This is a genomic window from Arthrobacter sp. B2060 (assembly GCF_059090445.1).
In genome coordinates this window covers 119,493-139,040 of record NZ_JBNHFR010000002.1, presented here as the reverse complement: position 1 = coordinate 139,040, position 19,548 = coordinate 119,493, and the positions used below count along the sequence as shown (strand labels likewise).

The following is a 19,548-nucleotide window of genomic DNA, read 5'->3' as shown; positions in this document are numbered from 1 at the left end:
GGGACTCCTTGGGATGCCTTGAGGTACCCCTCAATTGTCCCACAGCGCCGTATCCCCGCGGATAGTCATGGGCAGGGCCTGTCAGAAGGCAGAAGTAAGGGCCGGCGACGGCTGGGGGGAGAGCCTCGGTCTCAGAAGGCTCTGACGTCGCCGGCCCCGCCTGAACCCGGCCCCTCGGACCGGAAGTTCTTTCACTGCGAGACCTGGAAGATCTTGGTGGCAGCTTCGGCGGTGACTTCGCCACCGGTTTCTGCTGCCAGTAACAGTTAATCGCGTACCGGGTCCTACAGCACGAGTATCGAGTACTCGTTTTTTCGGGTAGTCGGCTACTGGTTTCCGCAGGTAGGGGTGTCGCCGGCGGGACAGGGGACAAATGCCGAGCAGGGCGCAGCGCAAGAGGGCTCAGACGGCAGGCAAAAGGGGCGTTTCCACTGCGTTTGCGCCGCGTGTGGAGGGTTTCGCGCACCATGCGAAGCTACTTCTTCGGCAGGCTACTTCTTCGGAAGGGCAAGGGCGAGCTCGTCCCGCCGGCGCACACCGAGCTTGACGTAGCTCCGGTACAGATGCCCCTCAACGGTCCTCACCGACACCATCAGCTGCTGGGCGATCTCCCGGTCGGACAGCCCTTGCACTGCCAGCTCGACGATGTCACGCTCGCGGCGGGTCAGATGGACGCTCGGGACGGAGGCAACGAACGGGCTCTCCCGGAACCGCTCACCCAGCTCCTGGTCGCACTTTTCGCGGTGGGCCACGGCCTGCCGCGCGCGTCGCCGCTCCCCCGCGGCGTCCAGGATGGCACCGGCCCGGGCATAGCCTTCCCTGGCCAGGTTGACCAGGCCTGCCTCCTCAAGGCCGGCAGCCGTTTCCATGAGCACGTCGGCATCCTCGCTGGCCCAGGCCTGGGCAAGCTGATGCCAGCCCGCGGCCCAGCGGCCTTCAACGTAGTCGGCAAGGGACGAAATCTCGTCGACCACCGATCGGTCCCCGAGATCGGAACAGAGGATCAGGCATTCCAGCCTGGTTCCCGGCTGGGCAACAACACGCGGTGACGCTGCCAGCTCCCGAAGCTTGGCCAGGCCGCTGCCCTTGCGGTCGAGATATTCGGCAGCCGCTGCCGCATAGGCCTCTGCGAGGAGCTCACAGCCGGGCCCGCTGGCGTGCCTGGCGGCAATCAAGTCCTGTTCGAGGCGCTGGGCCTGTGCGCCGTCCCCCAGCCGTGCGGCCGCGTAAAAGGCGAGCGCCGTGCCGAACCGGAACTGCTGGAGTGGATCATTGATGCGAAGGGCTTCGACGGCGGGCAGTAGCACCTGGTAGGCACGCTCCAGCTGTCCTTGCCGGAGGAGACCCAGCCCGCGGAGGACGTGGAAACCCCCGCCGAAGGTGGCCGCCCCTTCGTTTTCCTCAGCATGGGGGCTGGCCAGTTCGTGCTCCGAAGTCTCCCAGTTGCCGGCCGCGAGCGAGGCTGAAACCAGGCGCGTCAGGACGAACTCGTTGAAGAAGTACAGGCCGCCCTGGAGTGCCTCCATGGAGGGTGCCGCTGCGAGAGCGGCGTCGTGGGCCTGATGGGCAAGCCCGGCCGAGACGAGGGTCTCGGCGAGCAGGGCATGCGCGACGGCGCTGGTGGCCGCAGTCACCGCCGCAGGCAGCGGCTCGATCCTCTGGCGCTCGATTCCGGCGTCCCCAGATTCGCCATATCCCGATGTGCTGCCCCGCGTCCCTGCGGCTCCGGCCACGGCCACCTTGGCTTTGACGGCTCCGGAACCAGGGCCTCCCGATGCTGCCTCCAAGCCTTCGTCATCGTCCAGGGAGGAGATAACGTTCCGGATCCCCTCGTGGTCAGCGGATTCAGCCATCTCCAGCAGATGGTGGATACGGTCCTGCCACGAGGCCTGGGGGTCGTTCCCGGCATCGGCGAGCTGCTGGCGCGACTCGGCCCTGATCAGCTCGGCCGACTTACCGAGCGCCAGGTGTGCCGATGCCCTGAGCATGAGGACGTGAGGAGCCTCCGGGGCTGCTGCCAGTTCCAGCCAGCAGCCGTCCAGGAGACCCGCAGCCTCCCGGTATTTGCCTTCATTGAAGAGTGCCCTGGCCGAGATGGACTGAGCCCGGGCCCGCAGCGCGGGTTCCGTCACGTGGTCTGCCATGAGTCTCGCACCGGAGTTGTTGAACATCGCCGCGGCGAGCAAGGCAGCGTCCAGCAAGTCGGGGTCGGACACATCCATCCCGCACTCCAGCGACCACTCGACCAGCCGCAGCCTGCCTTCGGCACCGGCCGTCACCGGATCAATGTGGCCCTCCATCTTCTGCCGCAGCTGGAGGCTTCGGGAAACTGACACCTGGTGCCGCATGGCTTCGCCAAGGATGGCGTGCCAAATCCTCAGTTGGCTGTGCTGTCCGCTGGATTCGCTCACCAGCTGGTGATCCAGCAGGGACCGGACCACGGCGGCACCACACAGGTCTTCGATGAGGCCGCGGTCCACGGGCTCGGCCAGGGCGATGAGCCGCAGGGCGTCCTGTTCTTCGGGCGTTCTGCGGAGGAGGTCTTTGACAACAACATCGGACAGCCTGGGCCCGTCCGCCGGCAGAGGCCCCAGCAGCAGCCAAATCCCGTTCCTCTTGGCAAGGATGCCCGCTTCGACCGCATCACGCAGAAGGCAGTCCAGGAGCATGGGGTTTCCGCCCGAAGCGGACCACAGTGACTGCACCGTGTTGGCCGGGACCGTCCCGTGGAGCGCGTGCTCCACGACTTCCGTCACCTGCTCCCCGTTGAGGGGCCGGAGATCGATCCGCTCTGCCTGGCCGTCGTACCACAACTGGTTCAATGCCTGCGGCAGTCCGGGGCGGGGACGCCCCGACGCCAAGACGCCGGCCCACCCGGCCGACATCATGTCCACCACCATGTTCGCCGTGGCTTCATCAAGGTGGTGGGCATCGTCAATGACAAGGAGCAACGGCACGTCCTTGCCTGCCTTGAGCTCCTGGAAATAGGCCCACACAGCCCTCAGTACTGCCACGGGCGAGTCTGCCTCTTCCAGCGGGAGAGAGGCTGTGTAGGGCGCCAACACGCCATAAGGGACCTTGGCGAGTGAAGAACTGCCGTGGATCCGAAGGATGGTCATTTCGGCGGACAGATTCTCACTGACGGCGTCCGTGAGCGAGGTCTTACCGAGGCCCGGCCCGGCCATCAGGAACACGGCCTGGTTTGACCGGCTGCGGATGGTGCCGCAGACGTGGTCAATCACTTCACGCCGTCCGGTGAGCTGGCGGTGGTCTGCTGCCGGTTCCGACTTCTGGGTACGGCCCTTAGACGAGTCCAGGCAGATCACCCCTCGAAGTCACGCCGAGTTTCGTAAACACCTGGTACAGGTGGCCCTCGACTGTGCGGACGGAGACACCGATTTCCAGTGCAATGTCCCGATTGGACACCCCCCGCCCCGCCAGGCGGGAAATCTGGCGTTCCCGTGCAGTAAGGAGCGGGCTGCCGCTGCTCGGGACGATCGGCAGGCTGGGAACTGTGGCTGTGAGGGCGTCCAACCGGGCCTGGGCAACACGCGCCGATGCGGAATCGCCTGAATGCCTGGCAAAGTCCACGGCGAGCGCGACGCACCGTGCCTCGACGGCGTCCAGCTCGAGTTCCGCGGCGAGGTGCGCGCCTTCCAAGAGCACTTTGGCGTCCTTGGTGCGGCTGCCGACGGCGATCAGCCGCGAAATCTCGGCCAGCTTCCCCTGCCGGTGGCCGGCCACCTCCTCCATGAGCCGGAAATCGTCGTCGCTTCCGTTGACCGTGGCACCAAGCAGGCTGATGCCGGCGAGCGTATAGCGACCCGCCGAGATGTCCCTGCGGGCGGCGTCCAGGAGCCGTCTCACGGCATCCGGATCGCCGAGCCACCGTCCTGCCATGTCTGCGCAGAAATCAGTAATGCTCCGCGTACGGAAATTGCAATGCCCGCGTACGCCCCGCAGCTTGTCGAGGTACTTGTGGGCCTGGCCGGCGTTGCCGATCTGCGCGTAGGCAAAAGCCGTAGCGGCATAGGCGGCCTGCAGCATGTTCACGACCGGACGGAGTTCCAGCTGGGCCACGGCGGACAGCAGGGAATCCAGGGCCACGGCACCGCGGCCCGAGTATACGTAGGCGATGCCTGTGGCCAGTTCCATGGCGGACGTCCTGTGTGCCAGCCGGCGTTCCTCATGCCCTTTGGGCGGACCCACCAGGTCAAGGCAGCGCCGCCACTGCCCCGCATGGAGCAGCACGGAGAAAGCCGTCATGGCAAACATCTCGCGGAGCCCCGTCATGGGGCCTGCATCCGAAAGTTGCCCCCCGACCCGCCGCATGAGCTGGAGGGCGTCCATCTCCCTGCCCACCGCAGATAGGGCGTGCATCAGGATCAGGGCCGACTGGATGCGGAAGCCTGGATCCCTGTTGATCGCAGGATCGGCGGCCTCCTCAAGGGCCGGGATCATCGGCGCGTAGTCGCCTATGAAAGACCGGTATTCAAACTCTGCCAGCGTGATGACATTGGCAGCCGCGCCCAGCGCGTCCGGCCAGCTGCTCGCCAGTCCCGGTGCAACGCCCAGGCGCCGCCGGGCGTCGGTAATCTCCGCCGGCACCTTGTCGCACAACTCCGGCAGCCACATCATCACCCTGCACTTCGCAGCCACAACCCGGGCGAATTCCTCCACGCCCAACTGGTCGAGCTGGGCCTGGGAAATGCCGTCCAGGGCGTCCATTGCCTGGAGCGGCAGGTCCAGCAGGAGGTAAGCCGTGGCCTTGTGTTGCTGCCCGGCCACCCACTCCGGGTCGGTCCTCTTAAGTCCTTCGACGCAGCTCAGGGCAAAGCGGGGGTCGAACATCTGCACGGCCGCCTCGGCCGCGGCCACCGCCATGGCCGGGCTGAGCTCGGCCTGGCATTCCCTCGTCCATGCGGCGAACTCAATGCGCTCTTCCAGGCTCAGTTTTGTCAGCTCGGGTTCCTTGTCGCCGAGCAGCTCCCTTCTTAGCTCCCGGCGCCGGGAGATGCTCAGCCAGGACCGTACGACATCCCCCAGGTACTGTTCCCGCAGGGACACCCAGCGGACCTCGGTGTCCCCCACCTTTAGAAGCCCTGCGTCCTCCATGTCAGCCACGATGTCCGTGCCGTACAGCTCGGTCAGCCGCGAGAGCGGCACCCGGCGGGCGCAGGACAGCATTTCCATGACCTCGCGGCTTTCCGGTGTTTCGCGGGACCAGCGGGAGCGGACAATGTCGTCCAGGCCCGCGGCACCGTCAAGGATGACTTTGTCCCGCAACGTCCATACAGAATCGGAGAGGACGAGGTTCCCGGACTGCTGCTGCTCCGTAACAAGGGCCTTGAGCAGCAGCGGGTTACCGCCGACGATGGCGTGGTAGGTACTCACGAGGGATGCGGACACACGGTGCCCCAGCAGGGTCAGCAGTACCTGCCGGGTCTGTAGCTCGTTCAGGTTTTCCAGCCGCACCTCGGTGAGGCGGCGGTCCGTCAGCAGCCAATGGAAGTCTGCGGGCAGGTCGCTGGTACCGGGGGCGATTGCGATAACCCGTGCCGTGCGGGTCAGCATGATGTTCAGCAGGATGCCGGCGCTCATGTCATCGATCATGCCTGTGGTGTCCAGGGTGATGATGCATTCCCTGCCGCCGGCGTCGCTCTTGATCAGTGACGTGATCCCCTGAAGGATGGCCGTTGGTGACCCCATCGCTGACTGCGGGAGGCGGGCCAGGAGGAAGGCCAGGCAGCCGTAGGAGGTCTGCGAACCGGTGAGCGGGCTGCGCAGCTGGAGTGCCCAGACGTCCGGGCCAAGGTCGGCCACGGCGGTCCTGGCCAAGGAGGATTTGCCGACGCCGCGGGCACCGGTGATGACGACGCCGAGGGAGTCGGGATCCGTCAGGGCATTACGGATGGATTCAAGGTCGGCGCTGCGCGCTGGGACCGACCAACGTTGAAGGTCCGTTCCGCCGGCTGAAGCGCCTGGTCCCGCCAGCACCCCCGCCGTAGACCCACGCCCCCAGCTCAGTGGCTCATTTGACATGAACTTTTCCTTACATCCCGCTTTGCAGGATAAAGGCCCCATCGCCTCCCCCGCTTAGGAGACAGACTACCCCGTTACCCCTGACATAAAACAGGGCAAGCGTTCCACATTTCCCCGTGTCCCCCAGCGTGGCCGCCGGCAGCCGCCGACGTCAGACCTTGGCGGGATGGAATCGCTGCTGGGCCGCTGTGAGGCCGTCCCGGATCAGGAGCTCGACGGCGTCCGCGGCCTCGTCGAGCAGGAAAGGCAGTTCCTTCTTTTCCGCCAGTGCGAAGTCGCGCAGGACGAAGTCCGCTGTATCCATCCGCCCGGGCGGCCTGCCGACCCCCACCCGGACCCGGAGGTAGTCTTTGGTGGCGAGGGCCTTGGACATGTCCCGGAGACCGTTGTGGCCGCCCTCGCCGCCACCGGTCTTCAGCTTCACGGTGTTAAAGGGAATGTCGATCTCATCATGGACTGCGACGACCCTGGACGGGTCGACGTCGTAGAATCTGGCCAGCGCAGCTACAGGCCCGCCCGAGACGTTCATGTAGGTCACCGGCTTTGCCAGGACCAGGCGGGGACCACCAATGCCCAGCCGGCCTTCAAGCACCTGCGCCCGCGCCTTATGGATCTTGAAGTTTCCGCCGATGCGGGCCGCAAGCTCATCGAGGACCATCTGGCCGACGTTATGCCGGTTGCGGCTGTACTCGGGCCCAGGGTTTCCAAGGCCGACGATCAGCCAGGTATCAGTCATGGATCAATCCTAAAGTGGTTGCTTGAACACTCCGCCCGGCGGGTACACCAGTGGCCGGGCCCAAAGGACCCGGCCACTGGTGTGCACGCAAGAATGCGGTGCAGGTGAAACAGTGCCCTGATTACTCGGCGGCAGCTTCTGCGGCAGGAGCCTCTTCTGCTGCGGCACCCTCTTCGCCTTCTTCGGCGGATACAGGGGCCTCGGAGATGTTGACGACCAGAGCCTCGGCGTCGGTCAGCAGGACGGAACCCTTGGGGAGCACGAGGTCGGAGCCGTGAATGTGCTCGCCGGCGCCGCGGCCTTCGATGTCAACCTCGACGGCGGTGGGCAGGTGGGTTGCCTCGGCCTCGAGGGACACGACGGTCAGTTCCAGGTTGTGGACGGTCCCGGGTGCGGTTTCGCCGCTGAGGTGCACGGGAACGTCCACGGTGACCTTCTCGCCCTGGCGGACGGTCAGGAGGTCGATGTGCTCGATGATCTGCTTGATCGGGTCGCGCTGGACGTCCTTGACGAGGGCGAGGTGGCCTTCGCCGTCGATGTCCAGGGACAGCAGGGCGTTGGCGGTGCGCACGGCCAGGGTGGTGGCCTTGGCCGGGAGGGTGATGTGGATGGGCTCGGCGCCGTGGCCGTAGATGACAGCCGGGATCTGGCCGGCCATGCGGGCGCGGCGGGCGAAGCCCTTGCCGAATTCGGTGCGTACTTCTGCTGCGAGCTTCTGCTCAGACATGGATATCTCCTGGTGGATTTGGGGTTTCGGCAAGCTTCTTGAGCTTCAGCAAGGGCGGAGGTCTGGAGCGACCTTCAACGCCGGGGCCCGGAGGCGCCCATCCAGAAGGGAGGTTCAGACCCAGTCGATAACGGAGACCAGCAGTCCGGGTTCCCGTGTGTACGGTTTTCCGGTGCTCTCCCTCGCCAAGGTATCGGGATAGATCCTACCAGCGTCGGGACCGATTACTGAAAACGGACCCGACGCCTGCTGGTTGAGCTGCCGAAACGCGGTCCCGGCAAGCTCAACCGGCGGAATCAGCCTGCGTCAGGCGTTGCCGTCGAACAGGCTGGTGACCGAACCGTCGTCGAACACTTCACGGACGGCCCGGGCGATGAGCGGCGCGATGGACAGCACCGTGAGCTCCGGGAAGCGCTTGTCTGCGGTAATGGGCAGCGTGTCCGTGACCACCACTTCGCGTGCGCCCGACTCGGACAGCCGGCGGGCCGCAGGGTCGGAGAAGACCGCGTGCGTCGCCGCGATGATCACGTCTTTGGCCCCGGCGTTCTTGAGTACCGCGACGGCTCCGGAGATAGTGCCGCCCGTGTCAATCATGTCGTCGATCAGGACGCAGGTGCGTCCCTCGATCTGGCCCACCACAGTCTTGGATACGGCCTGGTTCGGAACCGTAAGGTCGCGGCTCTTGTGGACGAAGGCCAGGGGCGCGCCACCGAGGCGTTCGGCCCACTGCTCGGCGACGCGGACGCGGCCGGTGTCCGGAGAGACAACGGTGATGTTGTCCGCTGCGACCCGGGTGCGGATGTAGTCAGCAAGCAGCGGAATGGCCATGAGGTGGTCCACGGGGCCGTCGAAGAAGCCCTGGATCTGCGACGTGTGCAGATCCACGCTCATGATGCGGTCCGCTCCGGCCGTTTTGTACAGGTCTGCGACCAGGCGCGCGGAGATCGGTTCGCGGCCGCGGCCCTTCTTGTCCTGGCGGGAGTAAGGGTAGAAGGGCGAGACCACCGTGATCCGCTTGGCCGAGGCCCGCTTCAGCGAATCGATCATGATCAGCTGTTCCATGAGGTGGTTGTTCAAGGGTGCCGGGTGGGACTGGATGACGAAAGCGTCGGTGCCGCGGACGCTCTCTCCGGCGCGGACGTAGATCTCACCGTTGGCGAAATCGTAGGCGTCCACGGGCAGCAGGTCCGTGCCGAGCTCCTTGGCGATCTGCCGGGCAAGCTCCGGATGCGCCCGCCCTGCGGCGAGCACCAGCCTCTTTTCGCCGCGAGCCGTAATTTCGGTCATGGTTGCTTGCCCTCTTCTGTAGATACTGGGGATTTGGAACTGCGCGTTTCGCCTGCCGCCGCAGCCAGGGCTGCGGACACCGAACCCGGACGGTTGGCGATTACCCAACCCTCCGCATTGCGCTGCGCTGCCACGGACAGGGCCAGGGCCCCTGCGGGAACGTCCTTCCGGATCACGGCACCGGCGCCGCTGTAGGCGCCGTCCCCCACCGTGACTGGAGCAACGAATACTGTGTTGGAACCGGTGCGGACGCCCGAGCCGATCACCGTGCGGTGCTTCTTCTCGCCGTCGTAATTGGCGGTGATGTTGCCGCACCCGATGTTGGTGTCCTCGCCGATCTCGGCGTCTCCGGCGTAGCCGAGGTGGGACAGCTTGGAGCCGCGGCCGATGGTCACGTTCTTGGTTTCGTAGAAGGCGCCGATCTTGCCGGTCTCGCCCAGCACGGTCCCGGGACGCAGGTACGTGAAGGGGCCGACGCTGGCCCCCGCGCCGATGTCCGCGCCGGAGCCGTGGGTGCGGGTCACCTTCGCGCCCTCGCCGATGCGGACATCGGTCAGGGTTGAATCGGGGCCGACGACGGCGTCACGCGCCACGATGGTGCTGCCGTGCAGTTGCGTATTGGGCAGGATCCGGACGTCCTCTGCCAGGGTGACAGTGGAATCAATCCATGTGGTGGCCGGGTCAACGACCGTCACGCCCGCGCGCATCCAGGCCTCCACGATGCGCCGGTTGTGCTCCGCTCCAAGGGCGGCGAGCTGCACCCGGTCATTGGCGCCTTCCACCTGCCAGCGGTCCTCCGTGATGACGGCGGCAACCCGGCCGCCCGCCGCGCGCGCCAGCGCCAGGACGTCGGTCAGGTACTTCTCGCCCTGCGAATTGTCCGTTGTGACGTGGCCGAGGGCGTCCCTGAGCACTGCTGCGTCAAAGGCATAGATTCCGGAGTTGATTTCCAGGATCCCGCGCTCGTCATCGGTGGCGTCCTTGTGCTCGCGGATTCCGGTCACCGTGCCGTCCGCGCCGCGGAGGATGCGGCCGTAGCCCGTGGCGTCCTCGAGCAAAGCCGTCAGCACTGTGATCGCGTTGCCTTCGGACTCGTGTTTGGCGACAAGTTTGGCGAGCATGTCGCCGGTCAGCATTGGCACATCACCGTACGTCACCACGACGGTGCCTTCGAGGAGCGCGTCCGCGTCCAGCGCTTCAAGGGCGACCTCGACCGCCCGGCCCGTACCGGGAATCTCGTCCTGGTCGACGATCACGGCCTCGGGGTCAAGCTCCTTGAGGTGGGCGGCCACGCGGTCGCGTTCGTGCCGGACCACAACGGCCACCCGCTGCGGGTTGATGGCGCGTGCGGCGAGCAGCGCGTGTCCGACCATGGAACGGCCGCCGATTTCGTGAAGAATCTTGGGGGTACGGGACTTCATCCGGGTACCGGCACCTGCAGCTAGGACGATTACGGCGGCTGGGCCGGACTTCTCGGGGCTCACGTACGGGCTCTCCTTGCTCGGTTGCGCGGTCCTGCATCGGCTGCCTGCGCGGCGGTGCCCGAGCCTGCGCCCGGAGCCGGCAACAGGCTTCATCCTACTGGACACCGCCGATGCAGCAGTTCCGCCCATAGGATTCGAACCTATACTCCACGGCTCCAAAGGCCGGGGTGCTGCCATTACACCAGAGCGGACCGTGCCGGGCGCTAAGCCCGGGCACGAGAACCAATTCTGCCACGAACGTTGAGGCTCATGCGACCTCGCCCCGCGCTGGCCCTCCGCGAGGATCCCTGAACAGCAGCAGGCAACACGCCGCCAACCACGGCGCCTTCTTGGCATGGGGCATGATGGGACGGTGAGCAAGAGCACAGGGAGAACTGAGGGGGCAGGAAACCCGGCAGCGACGGCGGAGGCACGTCCCGTGCGCATCCCCCGGCCGCGCATGACGGGCCCACAGCGGCGTTCACAGTTGGTTGACGTGGGGCGGGGCCTGTTCGCCGTGCGGGGCCTGGACGGCACCACGATCGAGGAGATCGCCGCCGCCGCAGGTGTTTCCAAGCCCGTGATCTACGAGCACTTCGGCTCCAAGGAGGGCCTGTACACCCAGGTGGTGGAGTTCGAATACAGGTTCCTGCTGGCCGCCATCAATGATGCCCTCACCGAGGAAGCGAAGCCGCGCATCCTGGTGGAACGTGCCGCCTTGGCCCTGCTGACCTACATCGAGGACCGAACCGACGGCTTCCGCATCCTAATGCGCGACGCTCCCCCGTCCCAGCCCGAAGGCGCCTTCTCCACCCTGCTCTCGCACGTCACGGAGCGCGTGGAACACATCCTGTCCGACGAGTTCTCCCGCCGCGGGTTCGGCGCAGCTGACGGCGCCATGTACGCCCAGATGCTCGTGGGCATGGTCGCCATGACCGGCCAATGGTGGCAGGACAGCCGCCAGCCCGACAAACGCGCCGTAGCCGCGCACCTCGTGAACCTCGCCTGGAACGGCCTGACCGGCCTGAAGAAGGAACCGGAACTCCGCAGCGAGCCATAGCCCGTCGCCGTCTGTCACCTACGCGGTGCTGGGGACCTTCGCCGTCACTTAGACACAGCGCATAGGGGCCCCTGCGGTCGCTGAGCGACCTCCGGAGCCCGATGCGCCGCGATGCGCTCCTACGCGAAGGTCCCCAGCACCGCTCGTGATTTGTTTCAGGACCGCTGTTTATTCAGGACGCTCAGAGCGTCGCTTGCCCGCCTGCAGGCAGGCGGGCACTTAGCGGGCAACTGTGGCGGATTGCCAGGACGTTGTGTCCGGTCTCGCGGTTGAGGGTAGGAAGGGTTCCGAGCTCAGAGTGAGCTTGGATCTCATCTCTTCCTTCCCAACGACAATCCATCGGTGAGGTAGGCGACGTCGGCGGTCGGCGGTGTTTCGCGAAGGAGCGCATCGCGACGCGTCAGGGCATGGAGGTCGCCCGGCGACCGGAATGCCCTCTACGCGGTGTGTCTAAGCGACGGCGAAACGCCGCCGACCGCCTACCGCACCACAATCACTCGCCGAGGACCTCGAGGGCTTCGAGCCATTCGAGTTCGAGGGCTTCGCGGTCGTCGGCCAGGGTCTTCAGCTTTTTGTTGAGCTCAGCCATGGTGTCGAAGTCGTTGTCGGCCGTGCTCTTGACCATTTGGGCGTGGATCTTTTCTTCCTGCTGGGTGAGCTTGCCCAGCTGGCGCTCGATGCGGTTCTTGGCCTTGCGGGCATCGCGCTTCTCCGCTTCGGAGGCTCCCGAGACGGCCTCTGCCGGGCCGGAGCTTGCGGATGTGACGGGGTTTCCGCCGCCGGTGATCGTGGATCCGGCCAGGGCGGATTCGCGGAGCTCAAGGTACTGGTCGACTCCGCCGGGCAGGCCGCGGATCTTGCCGTCGCCAAGGAGCGCCATCTGGTGGTCGGTGACGCGTTCCAGCAGGTAGCGGTCGTGGCTGACGACGACGAGCGTGCCGGGCCAGCCGTCAAGGACGTCTTCGACGGCGGCGAGGGTGTCGGTGTCGAGGTCGTTGGTGGGTTCGTCCAGCATCAGCACGTTGGGCTCCCCCACGAGCAGGCGCAGGAGCTGGAGGCGGCGGCGTTCACCGCCGGACAGGTCCCGGACCGGGGTCCACTGCTTCTGGTTGGTGAAGCCGAGCTGCTCCACGAGCTGGCCGGCGGTGAACTCCTTGCCGCCCACATTGAAGGACCGCTTTTCGCGCTCGATGACCTCGATAACGCGGAGGTCTGCAACGTCGTCGAGCTCTTTGACCTCCTGGGTCAGTACCGCGGTGACCACGGTCTTGCCGCGCTTGACCTTGCCGGAGGTCGGCTCGATCTCGCCGTTGAGGAGTTTCAGCAGTGTGGTCTTGCCTGCGCCGTTGACCCCCACGAGTCCGAGGCGTTCGCCCGGCGCCAGGCGGAGGGTGATGTTGTTGAACAGCTTCTGGCCCTCGTCACCGCCGAGGAAATCCAGGGACACGTTTTCCAGGTCCAGGACGTCCTTGCCCAGGCGGGCGGTGGCCATCTTGCTCAGCGCCATGGAGTCGCGGGGTTCGGGGACGTCGGCGATCAGCGCGTTCGCAGCCTCGATCCGGAACTTGGGCTTCGCGGTCCGGGCAGGGGCGCCGCGGCGCAGCCAGGCGAGTTCCTTCTTCACAAGCTGCTGGCGCTTGCCTTCGACCACGGACGCCATGCGGTCGCGTTCCGCGCGGGCCAGCACGTAGGCGGCATAACCGCCGTCGAACGGGTCAACGATCCCGTCGTGGACCTCCCACGTCTTGTTGCAGACTTCGTCAAGGAACCAGCGGTCGTGGGTGACCACGAGGAAGGCGCCCTGGTTGGCCCGCCAGCGCGTCTTCAGGTGCCGGGACAGCCAGGCGACGCCTTCGACGTCGAGGTGGTTGGTGGGCTCGTCGAGCATGATGACGTCGTGGTCCTCGATGAGGAGCTTGGCGAGCGCCACGCGGCGCTTCTGGCCTCCGGAGAGGGCATGCACATTGGCGTGCCAGTCGACGTCGGACACCAGCCCGCCCATGACCTCGCGGATCTGGGCGTTGGCGGCCCATTCATAGTCCGCCTTGTCCCCAACAATGGCGGCGCCGACCGTGAGGTCGGCGTCGAGGACGTCGCTCTGGTCCAGGTAGCCGATATTGACGTCTCCGCGCTTGGTGACGCGGCCGGAATCCGGTGTGGACCGCAGCGCCAGCAGCCGCATCAGCGTGGACTTACCGTCACCGTTGCGGCCCACCATGCCGATGCGGTCGCCCTCCTCGAGTCCGAGGGTGACGCCATCGAGAACGGTGCGGGTTGCGTACGAGACCGTGAGGTTCTCGCCGCCGAGCAGGTGTGCCACGGGGAACTGCTTTCTTCTGCGTTTCTTCTGGGAATTCTTCTGCGAACGGGGGGCAGAAAGTTAAAGGGTCTTAAAGGAGCGTATCGGAGATGATGCGCGCGCCGGGCACCGGGCCGTGGACCGGGAGCGCTGTGAGCCCCTTGTGCCGGAGCTCTTCGGCGAGCCCTTCGGCGGCTTCCGGGTTGTGGGCGAGCAGGGCAATGGTCGGACCCGATCCCGAGACGATCCCTGCGATGGCTCCGCTTGATTCGCCGAGGCCAAGGGTGTCCCGGAGGGTGGGTGCCAGTTCAATGGAGGCCCGCTGAAGGTCGTTGACGAGCACCCGGCTCAGCGCGTCGGGGTCACCGCTGCGCAGGGCCTGCAGGATCTTCGGGTCCACGGCTGTGGGTTCCTCCACGTCGAGCCCTTCGGCCTCCCGCAGCCTGTCCAGTGTTTTGAAGACGTCCGGTGTCGAAAGCCCGAACTCGGCGGTGACCAGGACCCAGTCCATCTGGGCTTTGGCCAGGGCGGGAGAAAGATCATCGCCCACGCCAAGCCCCACAGCCGTGCCGCCCAAGAGGGCGAAGGGCACGTCGGCGCCCAGTTCCGCGGCCAGCTGGGCCAGTTCGTCCCGGGACAGTCCGCTGTTCCACAGCGCATCGCAGGCCAGCAGCGTGGCTGCAGCGTCAGCGGACCCGCCGCCCATGCCGCCGGCCACGGGAACCCGTTTGGTGATGTCGAGGTGTACTCCGGTGGAATGCTCGGACACCTCTGCCATGAGGGCGGCCGCCTTGTAGGCGAGGTTGCGCTCGTCGAGCGGAATGTCGACGCCGTCCAGGTCCAGCGTGCTGTCCGCATTGATTCCGACGGTAATGCCGTCCCCGGGGGTGCTGGTGGCGGCCACTTCTTCATACAGCGATACGGCCAGGTAAACGCTCGCCACGGAGTGATAGCCGTCGGGACGCAGCGGGCCCACATTCAGGGAGACGTTCACTTTGCCCGGAGCCTTGACCCGGACAGTCCTCGCCGCAAAGCGCCCTCTCACTGCGTTCATGCGTCCACGCTAGGGCATGGCGGTGCCGGGCTCCAACAAGGGCGCGGCGGCTCAACACCATCCGCGTCCGCTGTTTCCGGCGTCAGACCCGCGCCAATCAAGCGTCCGCAGCCTGGCGGGCTTCGGCGATCCGGGCGAAAGCGGCAATGTCGATAACCTCACCGCGGGCAGTGGGGTCCACCCCGGCCGCAACGAGGCAGCGCTCCGCCTCTGCCGCACTTCCGGCCCAGCCGGCCAGGGCAGCCCGAAGGGTTTTCCGGCGCTGGGCGAACGCGGCGTCGATCACTGCGAAGACCTGCTCCCGGCTGGCCGTGGTGGCCGGTGGTTCCCGGCGGGTGAACGCCACCAGCCCGGACTGGATCTTCGGGGCAGGCCAGAAGACGTTCATGCCGATCACTCCGGCCTTGCGCATGCTGCTGTACCACGCAGCCTTAACCGACGGCACCCCGTAGATCTTGGACCCGGGACCGGCGGCAAGGCGGTCAGCCACCTCATCCTGGACCATCACCAGGCCATGCTGGATCGACGGAAAGTGCTGCAGGAGATGAAGGACCACGGGAACGGCCACGTTGTAGGGAAGGTTCGCAACGAGGGCCGCCGGCTCGGCCGGCAGTTCGGTGACCTTCATGGCGTCTGCCCGCACGAGATGGAAGTTGCCGGCGGCCTCCGGCCGCCACTGCCGCACAGTTTCCGGCAGTTTGGCTGCCAGCACCGGATCAATTTCGACGGCGACAACGGACTTCGCGGCGTCCAGCAGCCCCAGCGTCAGGGATCCGAGCCCGGGCCCGACTTCGAGGACTGTCTCCTCCGGCCCGATGCCCGCCGCGGCGACAATCCTGCGGATGGTGTTGCCGTCGATCACGAAGTTCTGCCCCAGCGTCTTGGTGGGGCGCACACCGATTTCCTCGGCCAGCCTGCGGATATCAGACGCGCCGAAGAGAGGAGCAGGCGCGGTACCGGGGGCGGAGGGGGTCGGGTCAGTCACCTAGGTATCCTATCCCGGCGCCACGCCACGGCAGGCAAGGGCGGGCCTTGGGTCATGCGGGACGGCGGCAGGCGGGACACAGGTGGACGGGAGTCAGGTATGTGGGACGGCAGAGGCCGGGCCCGGAGGTTCCGGACCCGGCCTCTCGCAGCCCCCGCAGCCGTGGTCAGCTGCCGCGGAGGGCCTTGATGCCTGCGCTTCGCGTCGGGGCGTGTTTAGCCGCCTGCCGCCCAGCCGCAGCCCCAAGGCTGCAGGCCGCGTTCGGCGTAGACGCGGTTGGCGATATCAATCTGCTGGGCCTTCGTGGCCTGGCTGGCATTGGGGGCGTAGGCACCGCCACCGGCACCGATCCAGGTCTGGATGTCGAACTGCAGGCCGCCGTAGTAGCCGTTGCCGCTGTTAATCGACCAGTTGCCGCCCGATTCGCACTGCGCGATCTTGTCCCACATGGCCACGTTCATCATGGCCGGGGCGGCGGCGCCGGTGTTGGCGTCTTCCTGCGTCGGTGCGGGCTTCTCCTTCGTACCTACGGTGATTTTCTCCGTCACCGGCTCCAGCGTTGCGGCCCGTGAGACCAGCGTCCGGCTGGCTTCCCGGCCGTCGACCAGGACGAGCTTGTACTTCTTCGTCACAGTCCCGGGGACACCGGCCTGGGTGACCTTCTCTTCACCCTTGAGCATGTCGGCGCTGTCCGTGGTCAGCGTCTTGAAGGGGACCTCTTCGGTGACGGTGGCCGTCTTGCTGGTATCGACGCGTGACACCTTGATCACCATGTTGTTGACGACGTGCGCGTTGCCCGGCTGCGAGGTGCGGTCGGCAGTTGCCAGCTTCACTCCGGCGTCCTTGAGTACCTCGCCAACAGTGGTGGCTGTAGTGGTGGTCTTCGCAGCCTTGCCGTCGGCCAGGATGCTCACGGTCTTCGGCGTCGAAATGGCTACAAAAGAGCCGTCGACAGACAACTGGGCAGTCTTCGGCACCGAAAGTTCGGATGCGCTGGCCACTCCGAGCTGGGTTACAAGGCCGGCCACGTCCTGGGCCGTGGTGCTGACGGTCTTTTCTGCGCCGTCGAGGCTCACTTTGACTTCCTTGGCCAGGTTTACGTTGATGACGGAACCGTTCTCAACGTGCGCATCCAGTGAGGGGGACACGCGGTCGGAGGCGTGGAGGTCCACCTTGGCGGCCTTGACGACCTGCTCCACTGTGCCGCCGAACGTCTGGACAGAGCTCACTTTGCCATCAACATTCAGGGTGACTGTTTTGTTGTTGCCCACAAAGGCCACCAGCCCGAGTACCAGCGCCGAGAGCACCGCCACCTGGACGGCTACCTTGACGAAACTGAATTTGCCGTCCGACGTAAAGAACTTGACCACGATTGCCCATATCTTTGGAGCCATCCGGGCACGGGGAAAAACGCACAGGAGTACCTACGGCAAATCACCCGGGGGTGGCTCCGGACCAGCCCGGAGGTCTGCAGCAGGCTTGTGCGCCGCCACACTCACAAGGCAGGACACCAGAGGCGCCCTGCCTAAAACGTGAGTGACATCATCCGGAGGCCTTCCCCGACCCCGGCTAATTGTTGTTCACTGTAACCGATCCGTTATAAACCGGCCAAAAATATTACATACCGGGTATGCATGGCTGGCGCCGGGACGCCGCCCGCCTCACTCCCAGGACCCGTACGCCCGCACGGTATTTTCGCTGATCCGGCTGCACAGCCCGGCCAGGTCCGAGCCTGTCAATTCCGCCATGGCCCGCACCGTGTACGGGACCATGTAGCTGGCATTGGTCCGGCCGCGGTAGGGGTGGGGGGTGAGGAACGGCGCATCAGTTTCCACCAGGACCAATTCCGGGTCCGCAACCGCCAGCGACGCCCTGAGGTTGGCTGCGTTCTTGAACGTGAGTGTCCCGGCGAAAGACATGAACCACCCTTCCCGGTTACAGATCCTGGCCAGGTCCTCGTCCCCGGAATAGCAGTGAAAGACCACACGGTCCGGAGTGCCCTCCTCCCGCAGTACCTGGACGACGTCATCGTGGGCGTCCCGGTCATGGATCTGCAGGGTCAGGCCGAGCCTCTTGGCGATGTCGATATGCCGCCGGAACGAATACCGCTGGTGGATCAGCCCCTCACCCTCGGTGCGGAAGAAGTCGAGGCCGGTTTCCCCAATGGCCCGGATCCGGGGGTGCGCCGCCAGCTCCTCGATTTCGCGGAGCGCCGCCTCAAGCTCGCCGCGCCGGGCATAGTCGGGGGCGTCGTTGGGGTGGATTGCCACGGCGCCGAGCAGCCGGGGGTCCAGATCAACCGCACTGACCGTGAACCGCGAGGATTCAAGGTCGGTGCCGACCTGGATGGCTCCGCGGACCCCTACGGCCTCGGCAGCGTCCAACGCGGCCCCGAGTTCCACCTGGGGGTCCGCGGCGGGGTAGTCGAGGTGGGTGTGGTTGTCCATCACGGGGACGGGCAGGGGCTCCGGAGCAGGAGCGTAGCCCTGCTTGCCGGACCCGTCGGTTCCGGGCGCCCGGTACGCCTCGGGAGTCAGGGAATTGCACATTCCCCCAGCCTAGCGGCGGCGGCACTCCACGCGTTGACGGGCCGGCGCCAGCCCGGGCATCAGGAGTCCCGGCACTGCGCCCAGAATTACCCGGAACTCTCTGTCAGGTACGGCAGTTGTCTTAGTACGCTGGTACGGAGAGATGTGATCGCCCAAGACGGGCCAACGGCAGGCTGCTGCTGCAACGTTTCCCGCGTCACTCAGGGCTGAAAGGTTGCCGATGGAACCGCACCGACGCACCAGGATGGATGATGACATAGTTCCCGGAGGGAAAGGATTCGCCGAACGGGCTGCGCACGGCGGAAACCAGTTCAACGGCCACAAGCCCGGCGCCCTGGGTCCCCAGGCGTTCCGCGCCGCAAGTGAACGCATCCTGACCGCCATCAACACGGTTATCGATGGCAAGGCTGAAGCCGCCAAGCTTGCCCTGACAGTGCTGCTGGCGCAGGGCCACCTGCTGCTGGAGGATGTGCCCGGGGTGGGCAAGACCCTCCTTGCGAAGACACTGGCGCGCACCATCGACTGTTCCGTCAGTCGGATCCAGTTCACTCCCGACCTTCTCCCGTCCGATGTGACCGGCGTTTCCATCTACAACCAGTCCTCTCGGCAGTTTGAGTTCCGTCCCGGTGCCGTCTTCGCCAACATCGTCATCGGCGACGAAATCAACCGCGCCTCGGCCAAGACCCAGTCCGCCCTGCTCGAATGCATGGAGGAGCACCAGGTGACGGTGGATGGCCACTCCTACAAACTGGCCGAACCGTTCATGGTGGTGGCCACTCAGAACCCCATCGAGATGGAAGGAACCTACCCCCTCCCGGAAGCCCAACGGGACCGGTTTATGGCACGAATCTCCATGGGTTATCCGGACCAGGACTCCGAGATCGAAATGCTGGAAACCCACCAGGCCACTTCTCCGCTGGCGCGGGTGACCTCCGTGGTGACATCCGCGGACGTCGCGGCGATGATTGCCACAGTCCAGCAGGTCTACGTGTCCCAGTCCGTGAAGGAGTACACCGTTGCCGTGGGTCGCGCCACGAGAGACAGCGCCATGCTGCGCCTTGGTGCCAGCCCGCGTTCGATGCTCCAGCTGCTTCGCGCGGCAAAGGCCACAGCGGCACTGGACGGCAGGGACTTCGTGCTTCCGGACGACGTCGTGGCCGTTGCCGAGTCGGTGCTGGCGCACCGCATTATCCTGGACCGCAAAGCCGTCAGCACCGGAGAGACGCCCCAGAGCGTGATCCGCGGTGTACTCGCCAAGCTTCCGGTCAGCCAGGAGATGACCGAGTCCGCCCACGCCTCCCGGCAGGCCAGGGCTGCCGAACTGCGACCCAGCCGCTAGCAAGGAT

Annotated in this window: 13 protein-coding genes and 1 tRNA gene; 2 read left to right on the top strand and 12 right to left on the bottom strand. The window is 66.0% G+C overall.

The window, feature by feature from the left end:
* Positions 1 to 491: 491 nt before the first annotated feature.
* The 7 genes from AC5RUM_RS05460 to AC5RUM_RS05430 all read right to left on the bottom strand — a co-directional run bounded on the left by AC5RUM_RS05460 (position 492) and on the right by AC5RUM_RS05430 (position 10,467).
* Positions 492 to 3,326, bottom strand: coding sequence for a LuxR C-terminal-related transcriptional regulator (locus tag AC5RUM_RS05460; RefSeq protein WP_494033995.1), 2,835 nt, complete (start codon positions 3,324 to 3,326; stop codon positions 492 to 494).
* Entirely contained in the window at positions 3,304 to 6,042 is a 2,739-nt protein-coding gene (locus AC5RUM_RS05455; RefSeq protein WP_494033994.1) for a helix-turn-helix transcriptional regulator, read from the bottom strand. The genes AC5RUM_RS05460 and AC5RUM_RS05455 overlap by 23 nt, the downstream gene beginning before the upstream one ends.
* Positions 6,043 to 6,193: 151 nt before the next feature.
* Positions 6,194 to 6,778 (bottom strand): aminoacyl-tRNA hydrolase, encoded by a 585-nt coding sequence (gene pth, locus AC5RUM_RS05450; RefSeq protein ID WP_494033993.1) that lies wholly within the window; start codon positions 6,776 to 6,778, stop codon positions 6,194 to 6,196.
* Between the two features lie 121 nt (positions 6,779 to 6,899).
* Complete coding sequence (locus AC5RUM_RS05445) at positions 6,900 to 7,505, bottom strand: 50S ribosomal protein L25/general stress protein Ctc (RefSeq protein WP_494033992.1); 606 nt, start codon at positions 7,503 to 7,505, stop codon at positions 6,900 to 6,902.
* Positions 7,506 to 7,811: 306 nt separating this feature from the next.
* Complete coding sequence (locus tag AC5RUM_RS05440; protein WP_400578073.1) at positions 7,812 to 8,792, bottom strand: ribose-phosphate diphosphokinase; 981 nt, start codon at positions 8,790 to 8,792, stop codon at positions 7,812 to 7,814.
* Positions 8,789 to 10,276: a bifunctional UDP-N-acetylglucosamine diphosphorylase/glucosamine-1-phosphate N-acetyltransferase GlmU gene (gene glmU, locus AC5RUM_RS05435; protein ID WP_494033991.1), complete on the bottom strand. Its 1,488-nt coding sequence runs from the start codon at positions 10,274 to 10,276 to the stop codon at positions 8,789 to 8,791. Before glmU ends, AC5RUM_RS05440 begins: the two co-directional genes overlap by 4 nt.
* A gap of 119 nt (positions 10,277 to 10,395) precedes the next feature.
* Positions 10,396 to 10,467: transfer RNA gene (locus tag AC5RUM_RS05430), tRNA-Gln, on the bottom strand.
* A 248-nt stretch (positions 10,468 to 10,715) separates the two neighbouring features.
* Between AC5RUM_RS05430 and AC5RUM_RS05425 the strand changes: the two genes are divergently transcribed.
* Entirely contained in the window at positions 10,716 to 11,315 is a 600-nt protein-coding gene (locus tag AC5RUM_RS05425; RefSeq protein WP_400578317.1) for a TetR/AcrR family transcriptional regulator, read from the top strand.
* A 493-nt stretch (positions 11,316 to 11,808) separates the two neighbouring features.
* Here the strand turns inward: AC5RUM_RS05425 and AC5RUM_RS05420 are convergent, their stop codons facing one another.
* The 5 genes from AC5RUM_RS05420 to AC5RUM_RS05400 all read right to left on the bottom strand — a co-directional run bounded on the left by AC5RUM_RS05420 (position 11,809) and on the right by AC5RUM_RS05400 (position 18,202).
* Positions 11,809 to 13,635: an ABC-F family ATP-binding cassette domain-containing protein gene (locus AC5RUM_RS05420; RefSeq protein WP_494033990.1), complete on the bottom strand. Its 1,827-nt coding sequence runs from the start codon at positions 13,633 to 13,635 to the stop codon at positions 11,809 to 11,811.
* 70 nt (positions 13,636 to 13,705) lie between these two features.
* On the bottom strand, positions 13,706 to 14,668 hold the full coding sequence (locus tag AC5RUM_RS05415) for a 4-(cytidine 5'-diphospho)-2-C-methyl-D-erythritol kinase (protein ID WP_494033989.1): 963 nt from the start codon (positions 14,666 to 14,668) through the stop codon (positions 13,706 to 13,708).
* 97 nt (positions 14,669 to 14,765) lie between these two features.
* Positions 14,766 to 15,653, bottom strand: coding sequence for a 16S rRNA (adenine(1518)-N(6)/adenine(1519)-N(6))-dimethyltransferase RsmA (gene rsmA, locus AC5RUM_RS05410; protein ID WP_494033988.1), 888 nt, complete (start codon positions 15,651 to 15,653; stop codon positions 14,766 to 14,768).
* A gap of 215 nt (positions 15,654 to 15,868) precedes the next feature.
* Positions 15,869 to 17,047 (bottom strand): resuscitation-promoting factor, encoded by a 1,179-nt coding sequence (locus AC5RUM_RS05405; protein WP_494033987.1) that lies wholly within the window; start codon positions 17,045 to 17,047, stop codon positions 15,869 to 15,871.
* Positions 17,048 to 17,314: 267 nt separating this feature from the next.
* Positions 17,315 to 18,202: a TatD family hydrolase gene (locus tag AC5RUM_RS05400; protein WP_494033986.1), complete on the bottom strand. Its 888-nt coding sequence runs from the start codon at positions 18,200 to 18,202 to the stop codon at positions 17,315 to 17,317.
* A gap of 220 nt (positions 18,203 to 18,422) precedes the next feature.
* Here AC5RUM_RS05400 and AC5RUM_RS05395 point away from each other — a divergent pair, with 220 nt between their 5' ends.
* A complete protein-coding gene (locus AC5RUM_RS05395; RefSeq protein WP_400578082.1) occupies positions 18,423 to 19,541 on the top strand; it encodes an AAA family ATPase in 1,119 nt (372 codons plus the stop codon).
* Positions 19,542 to 19,548 lie beyond the last annotated feature (7 nt).

Excerpts from the sequence above, each read along its gene's own strand:
- AC5RUM_RS05455 (WP_494033994.1), bottom strand. The coding sequence starts at position 6,042 with ATGTCAAATGAGCCACTGAGCTGGGGGCGTGGGTCTACGGCGGGGGTG.
- pth (WP_494033993.1), bottom strand. The coding sequence starts at position 6,778 with ATGACTGATACCTGGCTGATCGTCGGCCTTGGAAACCCTGGGCCCGAG.
- AC5RUM_RS05445 (WP_494033992.1), bottom strand. The coding sequence starts at position 7,505 with ATGTCTGAGCAGAAGCTCGCAGCAGAAGTACGCACCGAATTCGGCAAG.
- AC5RUM_RS05440 (WP_400578073.1), bottom strand. The coding sequence starts at position 8,792 with ATGACCGAAATTACGGCTCGCGGCGAAAAGAGGCTGGTGCTCGCCGCA.
- AC5RUM_RS05425 (WP_400578317.1), top strand. The coding sequence starts at position 10,716 with ATGACGGGCCCACAGCGGCGTTCACAGTTGGTTGACGTGGGGCGGGGC.
- AC5RUM_RS05415 (WP_494033989.1), bottom strand. The coding sequence starts at position 14,668 with ATGAACGCAGTGAGAGGGCGCTTTGCGGCGAGGACTGTCCGGGTCAAG.
- AC5RUM_RS05405 (WP_494033987.1), bottom strand. The coding sequence starts at position 17,047 with ATGGCTCCAAAGATATGGGCAATCGTGGTCAAGTTCTTTACGTCGGAC.
- AC5RUM_RS05400 (WP_494033986.1), bottom strand. The coding sequence starts at position 18,202 with ATGTGCAATTCCCTGACTCCCGAGGCGTACCGGGCGCCCGGAACCGAC.
- AC5RUM_RS05395 (WP_400578082.1), top strand. The coding sequence starts at position 18,423 with ATGGAACCGCACCGACGCACCAGGATGGATGATGACATAGTTCCCGGA.